This is a genomic window from Gordonia sp. C13, from assembly GCF_023218005.1.
Taxonomy (GTDB): domain Bacteria; phylum Actinomycetota; class Actinomycetes; order Mycobacteriales; family Mycobacteriaceae; genus Gordonia; species Gordonia namibiensis.
In genome coordinates this window covers 26,107-40,881 of record NZ_JALPSY010000028.1, presented here as the reverse complement: position 1 = coordinate 40,881, position 14,775 = coordinate 26,107, and the positions used below count along the sequence as shown (strand labels likewise).

At 68.2% G+C, this 14,775-nt stretch carries 15 protein-coding genes; 11 read left to right on the top strand and 4 right to left on the bottom strand.

Going from position 1 to position 14,775, the window contains the following annotated elements:
* The first annotated feature begins 6 nt into the window (after positions 1-6).
* From M1L58_RS19055 to M1L58_RS19005, 11 genes are all read left to right on the top strand, one after another.
* Complete coding sequence (locus M1L58_RS19055) at positions 7-1,182, top strand: LLM class flavin-dependent oxidoreductase (protein WP_248660081.1); 1,176 nt, start codon at positions 7-9, stop codon at positions 1,180-1,182.
* A complete protein-coding gene (locus tag M1L58_RS19050; protein WP_248660080.1) occupies positions 1,163-1,963 on the top strand; it encodes an alpha/beta fold hydrolase in 801 nt (266 codons plus the stop codon). Before M1L58_RS19055 ends, M1L58_RS19050 begins: the two co-directional genes overlap by 20 nt.
* Positions 1,960-2,691 carry an SDR family NAD(P)-dependent oxidoreductase gene (locus M1L58_RS19045; RefSeq protein WP_006866012.1) on the top strand — a complete coding sequence of 244 codons (732 nt, stop codon included), beginning with the start codon at positions 1,960-1,962 and terminating at the stop codon, positions 2,689-2,691. Before M1L58_RS19050 ends, M1L58_RS19045 begins: the two co-directional genes overlap by 4 nt.
* A gap of 149 nt (positions 2,692-2,840) precedes the next feature.
* A complete protein-coding gene (locus M1L58_RS19040; RefSeq protein ID WP_006866013.1) occupies positions 2,841-3,263 on the top strand; it encodes a nuclear transport factor 2 family protein in 423 nt (140 codons plus the stop codon).
* Positions 3,264-3,336: 73 nt separating this feature from the next.
* On the top strand, positions 3,337-4,428 hold the full coding sequence (locus M1L58_RS19035; RefSeq protein WP_005195821.1) for an LLM class flavin-dependent oxidoreductase: 1,092 nt from the start codon (positions 3,337-3,339) through the stop codon (positions 4,426-4,428).
* Between the two features lie 83 nt (positions 4,429-4,511).
* The gene (locus M1L58_RS19030; RefSeq protein WP_006866014.1) at positions 4,512-5,012 is read left to right on the top strand and encodes a flavin reductase family protein; all 501 of its coding nucleotides are present in this window, start codon (positions 4,512-4,514) and stop codon (positions 5,010-5,012) included.
* On the top strand, positions 5,009-6,349 hold the full coding sequence (locus tag M1L58_RS19025) for a bifunctional 3,4-dihydroxy-2-butanone-4-phosphate synthase/GTP cyclohydrolase II (protein WP_248660079.1): 1,341 nt from the start codon (positions 5,009-5,011) through the stop codon (positions 6,347-6,349). The genes M1L58_RS19030 and M1L58_RS19025 overlap by 4 nt, the downstream gene beginning before the upstream one ends.
* Before the next feature lie 64 nt (positions 6,350-6,413).
* Positions 6,414-8,270, top strand: a complete 1,857-nt coding sequence (locus tag M1L58_RS19020) for a GAF domain-containing protein (protein ID WP_248660078.1) — start codon at positions 6,414-6,416, stop codon at positions 8,268-8,270.
* 86 nt (positions 8,271-8,356) lie between these two features.
* Positions 8,357-9,445, top strand: coding sequence for a phosphotransferase family protein (locus tag M1L58_RS19015; RefSeq protein ID WP_248660077.1), 1,089 nt, complete (start codon positions 8,357-8,359; stop codon positions 9,443-9,445).
* Between the two features lie 70 nt (positions 9,446-9,515).
* Positions 9,516-10,802: an acyl-CoA dehydrogenase family protein gene (locus M1L58_RS19010; RefSeq protein ID WP_248660076.1), complete on the top strand. Its 1,287-nt coding sequence runs from the start codon at positions 9,516-9,518 to the stop codon at positions 10,800-10,802.
* Between the two features lie 38 nt (positions 10,803-10,840).
* Positions 10,841-11,593, top strand: coding sequence for an SDR family NAD(P)-dependent oxidoreductase (locus M1L58_RS19005; protein WP_143932740.1), 753 nt, complete (start codon positions 10,841-10,843; stop codon positions 11,591-11,593).
* A 7-nt stretch (positions 11,594-11,600) separates the two neighbouring features.
* Here the strand turns inward: M1L58_RS19005 and M1L58_RS19000 are convergent, their stop codons facing one another.
* Genes M1L58_RS19000 through rplM form a run of 4 tightly spaced genes read right to left on the bottom strand, consistent with a single transcriptional unit; the run spans position 11,601 to position 14,636 of the window.
* The gene (locus tag M1L58_RS19000; protein ID WP_248660075.1) at positions 11,601-12,323 is read right to left on the bottom strand and encodes an HAD family hydrolase; all 723 of its coding nucleotides are present in this window, start codon (positions 12,321-12,323) and stop codon (positions 11,601-11,603) included.
* The gene (gene glmM, locus M1L58_RS18995; protein ID WP_005195812.1) at positions 12,320-13,663 is read right to left on the bottom strand and encodes a phosphoglucosamine mutase; all 1,344 of its coding nucleotides are present in this window, start codon (positions 13,661-13,663) and stop codon (positions 12,320-12,322) included. Before glmM ends, M1L58_RS19000 begins: the two co-directional genes overlap by 4 nt.
* A gap of 2 nt (positions 13,664-13,665) precedes the next feature.
* On the bottom strand, positions 13,666-14,196 hold the full coding sequence (gene rpsI, locus M1L58_RS18990) for a 30S ribosomal protein S9 (RefSeq protein WP_006866022.1): 531 nt from the start codon (positions 14,194-14,196) through the stop codon (positions 13,666-13,668).
* On the bottom strand, positions 14,193-14,636 hold the full coding sequence (rplM, locus tag M1L58_RS18985; protein WP_005195808.1) for a 50S ribosomal protein L13: 444 nt from the start codon (positions 14,634-14,636) through the stop codon (positions 14,193-14,195). Before rplM ends, rpsI begins: the two co-directional genes overlap by 4 nt.
* Between the last annotated feature and the right edge of the window lie 139 nt (positions 14,637-14,775).

Genomic DNA, 14,775 nt, shown 5'->3' with positions numbered 1-14,775 from the left:
AACAGTGTGAAGTTCAGCCTGTTCTACGTGTTGGAGAGTCCGGACCGGGACTTTCGCCGGGCCTACGAGGAGATGCTCTCGCAGGTCGAGATCGCCGAGCGCCTCGGGTTCGACGGGGTATGGCTCGCCGAGCACCACGGCAGCGCCTACGGGTCGATGCCGTCGCCGCAGGTCGCGGCGGCGGCCATCGCGGCCCGCACCTCCCGGATGCGCATCGGCATCGCGGTCAGCAACCTGACACTCGCCTGGCCGGTCCGCATCGCCGAGGACTTCGCGATGGTCGACGTCATCTCCGGCGGCCGACTCGACTTCGGCGTCGGACGCGGCTACCAGCCCCACGAGTTCCGTGCGATGGGCGTCGCCGACAAACAGGACGTCAGCCGGGAGGTCTTCGACGAGGCGTTCCAGATCGTCACCGGACTGTGGGCCAAGGCGGTCGGCGAGCCGTACACGTTCCACGGCAAGCACTTCCACATCGACGCCGTGGATTGCCGGCCCGCACCCCTCCAGCAACCGACGCCCCCGATCTATGTGGCCTCGATCAGTCCCGAGACCTTCGACCTGGTTGCCGACCACGGCCACAACATGCTCGTGACGCCGACCCTGATGACCCTGCCCGAGTTGAACGGGTTCGTCGTCAACGCCAAACGCACGCTGATGCACCGCGGCCGCGACCCGCTGTCCCTCGACTTCCCGATGAACTGGCAGATCCACCTTGCCGAGAACGACGAGGAGGCCGTCCGCCGGGCCCGGCCGAGTCTCGAGTGGTACTTCGACAACGTCATGTCCGCGGTGCCGCAGGGTGCCGCGACGCCGGCAGGTTACGAACGCTACGCGGCCCTGGCGGAGGCCGCGGCCGAGGGCGCGATGTCGTTGACCGGCCTGCGCGAGGGCGGCATCTGCTACGTCGGCGATCCCGACGGACTCATCCGCGAGATCGAGATCCTGCGCGAGGAGACAGGTCTCGACCATCTCATCTGCTGGATGCGGTTCGGCGGCATGCCCCACGACGACGTCGTGCGGTCGATGGAACTCCTCGCCGAGCACGTCATCCCGCATTTCGCCGATTCCCCACCACTCGTCCCCCGTGCCCTCCGGCACGAGGAACCCACCCAGTCCGACAAGTTTTTCGAAATCGAGTTCGACGATGAAGGAGAAGTCCATGAGCTATCTCGCGGTTGAGAACGATCGCCGGATCTACTTCGAGCACCACCGTGCGGACGCGCGTCCCATCGTGCTGATCCACGGCTGGGGCGCCAACACCCGCTGCTGGGACACCACCGCCCCCGCGCTGAAGGCCGAGGGTCATGAGGTCGTGCTCGTCGATCTGCGGGCATGTGGCCGCTCCGACAAGGACTTCGAGGACGTCTCGATCGCGGCCCTGGCCGACGACGTGGTCAAGGTGGTCGACCATCTCGGCCTGGATTCTCCCGTCATCAACGGCTGGTCTCTGGGCGGAGCCGTCGCGACCGCCGCCGCGGCCGCTCTCGGCTCACGCGCCGGCGGTCTGGTCCTCACCGGCGGTGCGTCGCCGCGCTACACCTCGACCGACGACTGGCCCTACGGCGGCTCCACCGAGGACGTCGAGGGAGTCCTCGCCGGTGCCGCCGCCAACCGTGCCGACACCTTCCGCGGCGTGGCCGGCGCGGTGTGCGCGACTCCCCCGAGTTCGGATGTCCTGGACTGGATCTGGGGGATGTTCCTGGAGATGGGCCCGGCCGGGGACGATTCGTTACGCGACCTCGCCCGCACCGACCTGCGCAAGGAGCTCGGTGGGCTCGACATCCCGATCCTGCTCCTGCACGGCCGGGACGACGCCTTCGTCCCCTTCGCCGGGGCCGAGGCCGTCCTCGAACTCAATTCCCGTGCTCGTCTCGTCCCGTTCGACGCCTGCGGCCATGCCCCGTTCCTCGAGGACCGGGACCGCTACCTCGCCGAACTGTCCGGTTTCCTGAAGTCATGAGCGTCGGATCCCGGGTCTGGATCGTCACCGGCGGATCGCGCGGCATCGGCCGGGCAGTCGTCGAGAACCTCACGGCCCGAGGCGATTCCGTTGTTTCTCTGGCGCGCGGTGTGGCGACCACGCCGTTCACCAGGCCGGCGCAGGTCCTGGAGTTGAAGACCGACATCACCGACTCCTCGTCGGTGGCCCGCGCACTGGCCACCGTCAAGGAGGAGCACGGCGGCGCCCACGGCCTGATCAACGTCGCCGGCGTGCACCGCGGTGGACGGGTCGACGACCTGAGTCGGGAGGACTGGGATCTTGTGTTGACCACCAACCTCACCGGCGCCTTCGAGATGTGCAAGGCCACGGTCCCGATCCTCGAACCCGGATCGTCGATCGTGAATGTCGGTGCGGTGGTGGGATTTCGGGGATTCCCGGGCGACGTCGCCTACGGATCGGCGAAGGCCGGCCTCAGCGGCCTGACCCAGGTCCTCGCCGCGGAACTCGCCCCGCGCGACATCCGCGTCAACCTGGTCATCCCCGGTTTTGTGGATACCGACATGACCTCCGGACTCAGCGATCGGGCACGGGCACGCATCGTCTCGTCCATCCCCGCCGGTCGTACCGGCCGACCGGAGGAGATCGCCCAGGCCATCGTCGATGTCGCGCTGTCCACCTACATGTACGGCGCCATCGTGCCCGTCGACGGCGGATTGATGAACACCTTCAGCGGCGGTGGCCGATGACGTGGGGTCGAGTCGCTTCGGCGCGGTTGTGACAACCCACAAGAGGCGCGAAACGACAGGGTGACTCAGGCCACATCGACTCATAACGTCGTTGTTGCACACGTTTTCTCGCCTTCCCCGGAGGGTGGCGGTCAAAAGGAGGCCAATCGGTGTCAACCAGTACAGCAAGCGTCAGCACGGAGCAGCAGAACAAGGCTCTGGTCGCGGAATTCATGGAGGTGTTCTCCCGCGGCGACGTGGACGCCATCCTGTCCTATCTGGCGCCGACGGCCACCTGGTGGGTGGGCGGAGAGATCGACGGGATCTCCGGAACCAAGAACAAAGAGGAATTCGGTGCAATGCTGGCCGGCCTCTCCGCCACCACCAAGACCGGCGCCATCGCCCTCACCCCGCTCGCCTTCACCGCCGAGGGAGAACGCGTGGCGGTCGAGACCGAGTCGTACTCGGAGATGAACAACGGCAAGGTCTACAACAACCTCTACCACTTCGTCTTCGTGGTCCGCGACGGAAAGATCCACGAGGTCAAGGAGTTCCTGGACACCGAGCACACCCGCGCGGTCTTCCTCGGCTGAGAACTCCCCTCGCGAAATCGCAACACCCCAACCCCTCGATCCTCCAACCCTTTTGAACCAAGGAGTCAATGCAATGGATGTCGGCGTACTTCTCGTCTTCCAGAACTACCACGAGAACGTGAGTGACGAAGAGGTCTTCCTGCGCGACCTCGAGCTCGGCGTACTGGCCGAGAAGGCCGGTTTCGACTCGGTCTGGTCGGCGGAGCACCATTTCGACGACTACTCGATGTGCCCGGACAACTTCGCGATCCTGTCCTACCTCGCCGGCCGCACCTCGAAGGTCAAGCTCGGCATCGGTGCGACCATCCTGCCGTGGAACGATCCGCTGCGCGTCGTGGAGAAGGCCATCATGCTGGACCAGATGTCCGGTGGCCGCGTGCTTCTCGGCATGGGTCGCGGCCTGGCGAAGATGGAGTACGAGGCCTTCGGCATCCCGATGGACGAGGCCCGCCCCCGCTTCAACGAGGCCGCCGAGATGGTGCTGCGCGGACTCCGCACGGGCGTCGTCTCCGGCGACGGTCCGATGTACCCGCAGAAGGAGATCGCGCTGCGACCGGCCCCGAACCCGAACACCTCGTGGGACGGACGGCTTTTCGCCGCGGCGATGTCGCCCGACTCGGTCCCGGTGGTCGCCGACCTCGGCGTCCAGATGATGACCTTCATGCAGTTCCCGTTCGAACAGCATGCCGAGGCGATCAACGGCTGGAAGCAGATGTTCCGCGACGCCCAGGGCGTCGAGCCCGGCCCGCCGGTCATCCAGGACTTCGTCATCTGTCACGAGGACGAAGAGGAAGCCCGCCGACTGGCCTACGAGCACATCAACCGCTACTTCCTGTCGGTCATCAAGCACTACGACTTCGCCGGCAAGCACTGGCGTGAGACCAAGGGCTACGAGACCTACCAGGCGGGTGCGGACATGATCCGCGAGGCCGGCATGGAGGCCGCGGCCGACGCCTACGTCGAGGCGAACATCTACGGCACGCCCGAACAGTGTGTCGAGAAGTACGCCTACCGTCACGAGCTCATCGGCGACTTCCTCCCCAACGCGGCCTTCGCCTTCGGCGGTCTGCCCTTCGACGAGGCCGAGAAGAGCCTGAAGCTCTTCGGCGAGAAGGTCGTCCCCGAGGTGCACAAGATGAAGGCCAAGACGCCCGCGGCGGTCTGATCCGCCGACCGAACATCGCTGCGGCGCCGGCCCCTTCCCCGGCGCCGCAGCGACTCCAACCCCCACATCACGCAGGAGGATCGGTGAACGAAACCGTTCTCGACCAGGTGGCCCTCGGGTTCCGCGAGGTCATGGCCAAGGTCTGCACGCCCGTCGCGGTCATCACGGCCTTCGACGACCGGCGGCCGCACGGCACCACGGTCAGCGCGTTCACGTCGCTGTCGATGGGACCGCCGATGATCCTCGTCTCCCTCGACCGCGGCTCCGACCTCCTCGCGATCATCCGCCGCACCGGACGATTCGGCGTCAACGTGCTCGCCCACGACCAGGCCGACATCGCGATGCGGTTCGCCCGCAAGGGCGCCGACAAGTTCGACGGGGTCGACTGGTCGGATTCCGCGGACCTCCCCCGCCTCGACGGCGCCGCCGGCTGGCTGGGCTGCACCACCGAATCTCTGGTCGACGGCGGCGATCATGTTGTCGCACTGGGCAATATCGTCGAGACCGGCGTCACCTCCACCGCCCCCCTCACCTACCACGACCGGGTGTTCGGCACCCACCGAGCATTCGAGGTCGCCCGATGAACACGACCACCCATCCGCAGGACCCCGACGCCCCGACCCCCATCGCGACCGAGGCGTCGACCCAGGCCGTCGCCCGCGCGGTCGCGGCCGTGGCGGCAGGCGGTTTCGTCGTCGTGGTCGACGACGACGACCGGGAGAACGAGGGCGACCTCATCTGCTCGGCGTCGTCGATCACCGACGAGCAGATGGCGTTCCTGATCCGCCACACCACCGGCATCATCTGTGCCCCGATGAGCGCCGACCGTGCCCGCCGGCTCGAACTGCCGCAGATGGTCGAGGACAACCGGGACGCGCACGGTACCGCCTTCACCGTCACCGTTGACCACAAGGACGCCGGCACCGGGGTCTCGGCGCACGACCGCGCCCTGACCGTCCGGGCGCTCGCCTCCGACGGCACCACGGCCGGCGAACTGCGCCGCCCCGGACACGTGTTCCCCCTGCAGGCCCGCGACGGCGGGGTCCTCACCCGCGCCGGGCACACCGAGGCCGCCGTCGACCTGGTCACCATGGCCGGGGCCGGCGAGGTCGGGGTCATCGGCGAGATCATCGCCGACGACGGGACGATGCGGCGCGGCGACGACCTCCTCGAGTTCGCCGAACACCACGGACTGCCGGTGCTGCGCATCGCCGACCTGGTGGCCCACCGGACCGCCGCCGGTTCATTCGTCCACCAGATGGCCACCGCGGCGATGCCGACCCTGTTCGGCGACTTCCGCGCGGTCGCCTATCGTTCGGACATCGACGACACCGAACACCTCGCCCTCGTCATGGGCGACGTGGCCGCCGCCGGCGCCACCGCCGAGGGCGCGCTGGTCCGCGTGCACAGCGAATGCCTGACCGGCGACATCGTCGGCTCACTGCGTTGCGACTGCGGTGCGCAGCTCGAGCAGGCGCTGTCGGCCATCGCTGCGGAGGGCTGCGGAGCGGTCATCTACCTGCGCGGACACGAGGGCCGCGGTATCGGACTCGGCCACAAGATCCGTGCGTATGCACTGCAGGAGCAGGGCCTCGACACCGTCGACGCCAACACCGCACTCGGACTGCCGGTGGATTCGCGCACCTACGGCACCGGCGCCGCGATCCTGAAAGACCTGGGCATCCGCCGCGTCCGCCTGATCACCAACAACCCCGCGAAGTACGGCGGACTCGGCGGCCACGACCTCGACATCGTCGGGCGCGTCGGCCTGCCGACCGTCTCCACCCCGCACAACGTCCGATACCTCCGCACCAAGAAGGAGCGGATGGGCCATGTGCTGTCCGGTGACCCCGCGATCGGGGAGGCCGGCGTCGCCGAGGTCCGTCTCGGGGAGGCCATGACCGGGACCACGGGTGCATGAACCGACTCACACGACGTTGCTACTGTGAGGTTCATCATGAGGTGTCGGTGAGGAGGCCGTGCGGATGACGTCCATCGCGGAGCGCGGAGTCGATCCCGGTATCGATTCCGAGGGCGGGTCGGCACGTGCCACCGGCCGCGAACGCGACGTCATCGCGGCCTTCGCCGAGATCACCACCGAGGCCATCACCGACACCAAGCTCGAGGACCTCCTCAGCCTGGTCGGCCAGAAGCTCTGCGCACTCCTCGGCGTCACCCGTTGCTCGGTCTACCTGCGGCACGCCAACGGCAGCTATCGCGGTGCCGCGGGCTTCTGCGAGGACGCCGGCGACATCACCGAGGCCGTGAAGCGGCAGGTCTCCGGCTTCGACGGCGACCTGTTCAGCCAGGAGGTCATCAACACCCGCGCGCCCGTCGTCATCGCCGACGCCCTCAACGACCCGCGCCCCCACCGCCGGACGATGACCCACTGGGACGTCCGCGCGATGCTCGGCGTCCCGCTCACCTTCGACGACGCGGTGATCGGCCTGATCTTCGTCGACAGCCGCGGCCGCGAACACGAGTTCACCCCCGAGGACATCGAGGTCGCCGAACTGTTCGCGCGCCTGTCCGCCCTGTTCATCAGCCAGGCGATGCTCAACACCCGCCTGCGCGGTCAGGCCGCCGAGATCGCGCGGAACAACGCCACCCTGGCCTACCTCGCCGACGTCCACCACCGCCTGACCAGCGCGGTGCTCGAGGGCGCCAACATCCACCGCGTCGTCGAACTCCTGTCGGAGTTGTCGGCCAAGCCTGTGGTTCTCTACAACAACTCCTTCGATGTACTCGCCTGGGCCGCGCCGGAGGCGCTGAAGCTGACCGCTCCCCCGGTGATGAGCGAGAAGGTGCGGGCCACCGCCTCGGTGCGGCAGGCTCTCGCCGAACTGTCTGTAAGCACGCCGTCGGCCATCGTCCCGGCGCAGCTGGCGGTCGGCCTCGGCCGCCGACACCTGATGTGCCGCTTGGTGATCGAGGGGAGACAGACCGGTTTCCTCGGCATCGTCGAGGTGGGCCGCAGCCTCGAGGCCCTCGACGCGAACATCGCCGAACGCGGCGCCACCGTCCTGGCCCTGCAGATGCTCTCCGAGCGCCGACAGATCGAGACCGAGGGGCAGGCGCGCGACGACTACCTGTCGGACCTGCTGCGCAACAGCCGCGACAAGGAACACCTGGTCCGACGCGGCCCGCAGTTCGGCATCGACCTCACCAATCCCCATGTGCTGGTTCGGTTCACCGTCGACGACGCGACCGACCGGCTGACGGCGTCGGCGATCCAGTCGCTGGTCACCCGCACCTTCGCCTCGGTCATGGCCATCTCCCCGCCGCCGGCTGTCCGACTGCCGGGCGCGGTCATCGTCATGGTCCGCCTGGAGTCCGACGACCTCGACGAGGTCGGGAGGGTCCGCGACCACGTGTCGACGATCCGCGATCGACTCTCCGGCGATCTCTCACTCGGCGCGACCCTCATCTCCGGCATCTGCCGCACCCCCGTCGACTTTCCGCACGCCCATCGCGACCTACGCGAGATGGGTTCGGTGGCAAAGTCGTTCGGGTGGGATGAGCGGGTGATGACCCTCGACGAACTCGGCCTGTTCCGGGTGATCGTGTCCAGCGGTCACGTCAAGGAGGCCCTGCACTTCGCGCATTCCTTCGTCGCACCCGTCCGCCAGCACGACGACGGCACGCTCCTCGCCACCTGGCGGGCCTTCGTGGCCGCCGACGGTAAGGTCCAGGCCACCGCGACGACACTGGACGTCCACGAGAACACCATCCGGTACCGCCTCGGCCGGATCAAGGAGATCGCACGACGCGATCCGACGTCGCTGGACTGCCTGCTGTCGGCGAAGATGGCCTTTCAGGTCCTCGACCTCGCAGGTCAGTGACCTGCGAGGACGCCCATTGGAGATTCCTCCAACCGGCCCGCACGACGATGGTTCTCCCCGGGCCGGACACGCCATAGGTTCATTCCATGGCCCGCAGCACGATCCCCGACCGTCCCGCCCCCGATCAGATCCGGGTCGACGCCGACGAGATCCCGGTGGACACCGCCGCCCTCGCGGCGTGGATGGACGAGACGGGCCTGCCCGGCGGGGACATCGACCTCCGGCCGCTGCACGGCGGAACCCAGAACATCATGGTGATCGTCAGCCGCGGCGGACGGGACTACGTGCTCCGCCGCGGTCCCCGACACCTGCGCCCGCAGTCGAACGCGGCGATCGCCCGCGAGATGACGCTGCTGTCGGCCCTGAGCTCCACCGATGTCGCCCATCCCCGGTTCGTCGCCGGCACCACCGACACCGACGTCCTCGGGGCCACTTTCTTCCTGATGGAGCCCGTCGAGGGGTTCAACGCGGCCGACAGCCTGCCGGCCGCGTACGCCGCGACCCCCGAGGGACGGGAGGCGATGGGTTACGCACTCGTCGACGCGCTCGCGGGTCTGGCGGCCGTCGACCACTCCGCGATCGGTCTCGACGACTTCGGCAAACCGGACGGCTTCCTCGAACGACAGGTTCCGCGGTGGCTCGCCGAACACGAACGTTACGCGCGCACACCGGGATACCCGGGCGGGACGTTCCCCGATCTCGACCGGATCGCCGGCTGGCTCGACGACAATCGCCCCGCCGAGTTCCGGCCCGGGCTCCTGCACGGCGACTACCACGTGGCCAACGTCCTCTACGATCACCGCACCCCCGAGGTCGCGGCCATCGTCGACTGGGAGATGGCGACGGTCGGCGACCCGCTGCTCGATCTCGGTGTGCTGCTGGCCATCTGGCCCGACGACCCGCGGCAACCGGACCTCTACGAGAGTGCGCTGGGCCAGGCCGGCGACCTGCCGAACCGATCCGCGATCATCGCCCGCTACGCCGAGCGGTCCGAGAGGAACCTCGACGCCCTGGACTGGTACACCGTTCTCGCGAGCTTCAAGCTCGGCATCATCCTCGAGGGCACCTACGCCCGCTCCTGCGACGGCAAGGCGCCCCGCAAGGTCGGCGAGCGACTGCACCGCTACGCCGACGGCCTCTTCGTCCGCGCCCGCGAGATCATCGCCGGCGCCTGACACAGCCTCTCCCCCGGATCGAACCGCGATCCCCACCTCGTCCGACCCCACAGAAACGGAGCACACCACCATGGCCTGGGATTTCTCCACGGAACCCGACTTCCAGAAGAAGCTCGACTGGATGCGGGATTTCGTCCGCACCGAGGTCTTCCCGCTCGAGACCCTCGACCTCGACTGGGATCAGTTGCGCAAAGCGATCGCCCCGCTGCAGGAAGAGGTCAAGGCCAACGACCTGTGGGCCGCGCACCTCGACCCCGAACTCGGCGGACAGGGATACGGCCAGGTCAAGCTCGGCCTGATGCAGGAGATCCTGGGTTCCACCCCGTTCGGTCCGCTCGTGTTCGGCTGCCAGGCACCGGATTCCGGGAACTGCGAGATCCTCGCCGCGGTCGGCACCGAGGAGCAGAAGAAGCGGTGGCTCGAGCCGCTGCTCGCCGGCGAGTACTACTCGTCGTTCGCGCTGACCGAACCCGACAACGCCGGCGCCGATCCGACGAACCTCACGACCACCGCGGTCCGGGACGGGGACCAGTGGGTTCTCAACGGCCACAAGTGGTTCATCAGCAACGCCGCGACCGCGGACTTCATGATCGTCGTCGCCGTTACCGATCCCGACGCCGAACGCCACCGTCGCACCTCGCAGTTCATCATCCCCATCGACGCCCCGGGTCTCGACGTGGTCCGCGACATCGGCTCGGTGGAGAACCCTCGCCCGCGGCCGTACACCTACGGCTCGCACTGCGAGGTCGTGCTGCGCGACGTCCGCGTCGACGACTCCGCTCTGCTCGGCAACCGCGGCGACGGCTTCCTCATCGCCCAGAAGCGCCTGGGCCCCGGCCGAATCCATCACTGCATGCGCTGGATCGGCCAGGCGAGCCGCGCCTTCGACATGATGTGTGAACGCGCCACCTACCGTTACGCCCACGGCTCGGTCCTCGCCGACAAGCAGACGGTCCGCAACTTCATCGCCGACTCCGCCGCCGAGATCCAGGCCCTGCGTCTCATGACGCTGCACGCGGCGTGGCGTATCGACGAGGAGGGCACGGCCGCCGCCCGCAAGGACATCGCGCTCATCAAGTTCTTCGGCGCGAAGATCCTGCACGACGTCATCGACCGCGCACTCCAGGTGCACGGCTCGCTCGGTTACAGCGCGGACCTGCCGCTGGAGTCCATGTACCGGGCCGCGCGCGCCGCCCGCCTCTACGACGGCCCCGACGAGGTGCACCGCGACAGCGTCGCCCGCCAGTACCTGAAGGGTTACACCCGACCGGCCAACGACCGTCCGACCGAGCACATCCCCACCCGCCGCGAGGCCGCCCGGCGCCGCTTCGCCGAGCTTCTCGCCGAACAACCCTGATCCACCCCCGCACTGACCCGACCAGAAAGCGAACACGTATGTCTCTCAACGGAAAAACAGCGATCGTCACCGGCGCGGCACAAGGCATCGGTCAGGCCACGGCGATCCGTCTCGCCGCCGACGGCGCTCATGTGGTCGCCGCCGACATCCAGGATTGCGAGGTCACTCTCAAGGAGATCGCCGAGGCGGGCGGCTCCGCGGAGGCGGTCCGTCTCGACGTCCGCGTCGCCGACGACTGGTCGGCGGCGGTGGAGCAGATCACCGCCTCCCGCGGCTCGGTCGACTGCCTGGCCAATGTGGCCGGTGTGGTCAACATGATCAGCGAGGACACCGTCGTCGGTCTCACCGAGGAGGCGTGGGACCTCGTCGTCGGCACCGACCTCAAGGGTGTGTGGCTCGGCATGCGGGCGGTCATCCCGGGCATGATCGACAACGGCGGCGGCCGCATCGTGAACATCTCGTCGATGGCGGCGCTGCGGGGTCTGCCGAATCTGGCGTCGTACTCGGCGGCCAAGGGCGGGGTCGTGGGTCTGACCAAGCAGGCGGCCTACGAGTACGGACCGCAGAACATCCTCATCAATGCCATCGCACCGGGCACCATCGACACCCCGATCCTGGCCGACATCACCGAGGAGATGCGGCAGGCGAACGCCAACGCGCACATCGTGCGTCGACTGGGCCGCCCGTCGGAGATCGCCTCGATGGTCGCCTACCTGATGCGTGAGGGTGACTTCCTGACCGGCGAGATCTACCCGGTCGACGGCGGCTGGGCCGCCAAGGGCAACTTCTGAGAGGAGCTCAGGCGCGCAGTTCGATGCCGTGAGCCGTCACGGCATCGAGCAGCGCGGTCGGGCGATCGGCCGGCGGCACATCGTGCACCAGCGCAAAGGAACATCCGAGCGCTCGTGCGTCGCCGTCGGCCTTCTCGCTGTCCCCGACCATGAGCACATCGCCGGCCGGCACGCCGATCGCGTCGAGTGCGGCGCGGAAGATGCGCGGGTCGGGTTTGATGGCGCCGACCTCATAGGAGAGCGCATACGCGTCGACGACGTGGTCGATGCCGTGCAGGGCAAGGACTTTGCGCAGATCGAAGGCGATGTTGCTGACGATGCCGACCGGCACCCCGGCGTCAGCCAGACGCGTCAGCACCTCGACGGTATCGGCGAACGGCACCCACGACTCCGGGTCGAGGACCCGGTCGTAGAGAGCGTTGGCGTGACCCGGATGGCTCAAGCCGACCGTACGCAGCAGCGCGAGATACCCGACACGGTGCAGTTCCGGGTCGAGATCCCGTCGCTCCCAAGCAGTCCGGTCGTCACCCTCGATCCCGTCGGGCAGGCCGACCGGCGCGACCATGCGGCGGATGATGTCCGCCTGACGTGCCGGGGTGAACGACTCGCCCGCGTCGTCGAGGAGATCGACGAACCAGTCATCGCGCGCCTCGAAGCGGAACAGCGTGCCGGAGAAGTCGAAGAGGACCGCCCGCACTGCGTTCGCCGTGTTCGTCTGACCCGCGGTCATGCGCCGGCGGCCGCGACGACGTCGGCGAGACCGCGGGCGACCGAGCCCGCCTGTTCCGCCGTGCCGGCCTCCACCATGACCCGGACGAGTTGCTCGGTTCCGGAGGGACGCAACAGAACTCGACCGGAGTCACCCAGTTCGGCCTCGGCGTCGGCCACGGCCTGTTTGACCGCCGGCGACTCCGCGACCGCATGCTTGTCGGCGACGCGGACGTTGATGAGTTCCTGCGGCAGCACCGTCACGATGCCGGCCAGGTCGGCCAGCCGCGCCGAGGTGGCCGCCATGCGGGCCATGATCATCAGGCCGGTGAGGATGCCGTCACCGGTGGTTCCCGAACCCGGGACCACGATGTGACCGGATTGTTCGCCGCCGAGCGAGTACCCACCGCGACGCAGCTCCTCGACCACGTAGCGGTCACCGACGGCGGTGGTGCGCACCGTGATCCCCGCCTCGCGCATCGCGATGTGCAGACCGAGGTTGCTCATGACGGTGGCGACGAGGACGTTCTCGTGCAGACGGCCCTTGTCGGCGAGCGACGTCGCCAGGATCGCCATGATGGCGTCGCCGTCGACGATCTCACCGGTGGAATCCACTGCCAGACAACGATCGGCGTCGCCGTCGTGGGCGAGTCCGAGATCGGCGCCGTGCTCGAGGACGGCCGCCTGCAGCTTGTCCATGTGGGTCGACCCGCAGTCGGCGTTGATGTTCAGGCCGTCGGGATCGGCGTGGATCGTGATGACGTTGGCACCGGCGTCGGCGTAGGCCAGCGGCGCGAGCTGCGACGCGGCGCCGTGGGCGCAGTCGACGACGACCGTCAGACCGTCGAGACGCTCGTCGATGGCCTGCGCCAGATGCCGGCGGTAGCGGTCCCCGGCGTCCGGTGCGTCGAGGACGCGACCGACCGCGGCACCGATGGGCCGGATGAACTCCTCGCCCATCGCCGCTTCGATGCGGTCCTCGATCTCGTCGTCGAGCTTGTGCCCGCCGGCGGAGAAGAACTTGATGCCGTTGTCGGGCATGGGATTGTGCGACGCGGAGATCATCACGCCGAAGTCGGCGCGGTAGTCCGCGGTCAGGAACGCGACCGCCGGGGTGGGCACGGTGCCGACCCGGATGGCGTCGACGCCGGTCGCGGCGAGTCCCGCGCACACGGCGGCTTCCAGCATCTCGCCGGAAGCACGCGGATCACGACCGACCACCGCGCGCGGACGGCGCGTGGAATCGTCCGATATGTCTTCGAAAACGACCGCGGCGGCCGAGGCCAGGCGCAACGCGAGCTCGGGAGTGAGCTCGGCGTTGGCCAGGCCTCGGACGCCGTCGGTACCGAAAAGGCGTGCCAAGATCAGCGCTTGGAGTACTGCGACGCCTTGCGGGCCTTCTTCAGGCCGTACTTCTTGCGCTCGACCGCACGCGGGTCACGGGTGAGGTAGCCGGCCTTCTTGAGGGCGGGACGATCCTCCGGGGTGACCTCGATGAGGGCACGGGCGATGGCGAGACGCAGCGCGCCGGCCTGGCCCGAGGGGCCGCCACCGACGAGCTTGGCGAAGATGTCGAACGACTCGGTGCGCTCGACGAGAACCAGCGGAGCCTTGATCAGCTGCTGGTGCACCTTGTTGGGGAAGTACTCCTCCAAGGAGCGGCCGTTGAGCTTGAACTCACCGGTGCCCGGCATCAGGCGAACGCGGACGACGGCTTCCTTGCGGCGGCCGACGGTCTGGATCGGGCGGTCGATCACGATCGGCTCGCGGACGTCTTCGACGGCCGGAGCGGCGTCGTAGTCGTCAGCAGCAGCCTCGACGGCTTCCACGGCCTCGACGACCTCGACAGCTTCTTCGACGGCCTCGACGGCCTCGTTGATGTTCTCGTTGGTCACTGGGCCACCTGCTTGATCTCGAAGGGGACGGGGCGCTGGGCCGCGTGCGGATGATTCGGGCCTGCGTAGACCTTCAGCTTCGAGGCCATGGCGCGACCGAGCTTGTTCGAGGGCAGCATGCCCTTGACGGCCTTCTCGATGACGCGCTCGGGGAAGGTCTCGAGCAGCTCGGCGGTGGTGCGGGACTTCAGGCCACCGGGATGCCCCGAGTGGGTGTAGTTCAGCTTGCGCTCGGCCTTGTTGCTGGTCAGCGCAACCTTCTCCGCGTTGATGATGATGACGAAGTCACCACCGTCCATGTGCGGGGCGTAGGTCGGCTTGTGCTTGCCGCGGAGCAGGTTCGCGGTCTGCACGGCCAGCCGGCCGAGCACCACGTCGGTGGCGTCGATGACGTGCCACGTACGCGTGATGTCACCGGCCTTCGGGGTGTAGGTAGGCACAGTTGGTCCTCAACTCTTGTCTTTAGGGTGCTGGTCGGGTGCACGGCGGAGGTTGTTCCCGGCGACCAGTGGGGACCCGGGCCTCTTCTGCCTGTACACACGCGTGTGCGACAGGCGCCGAGCACCAGCGATCCAGGTT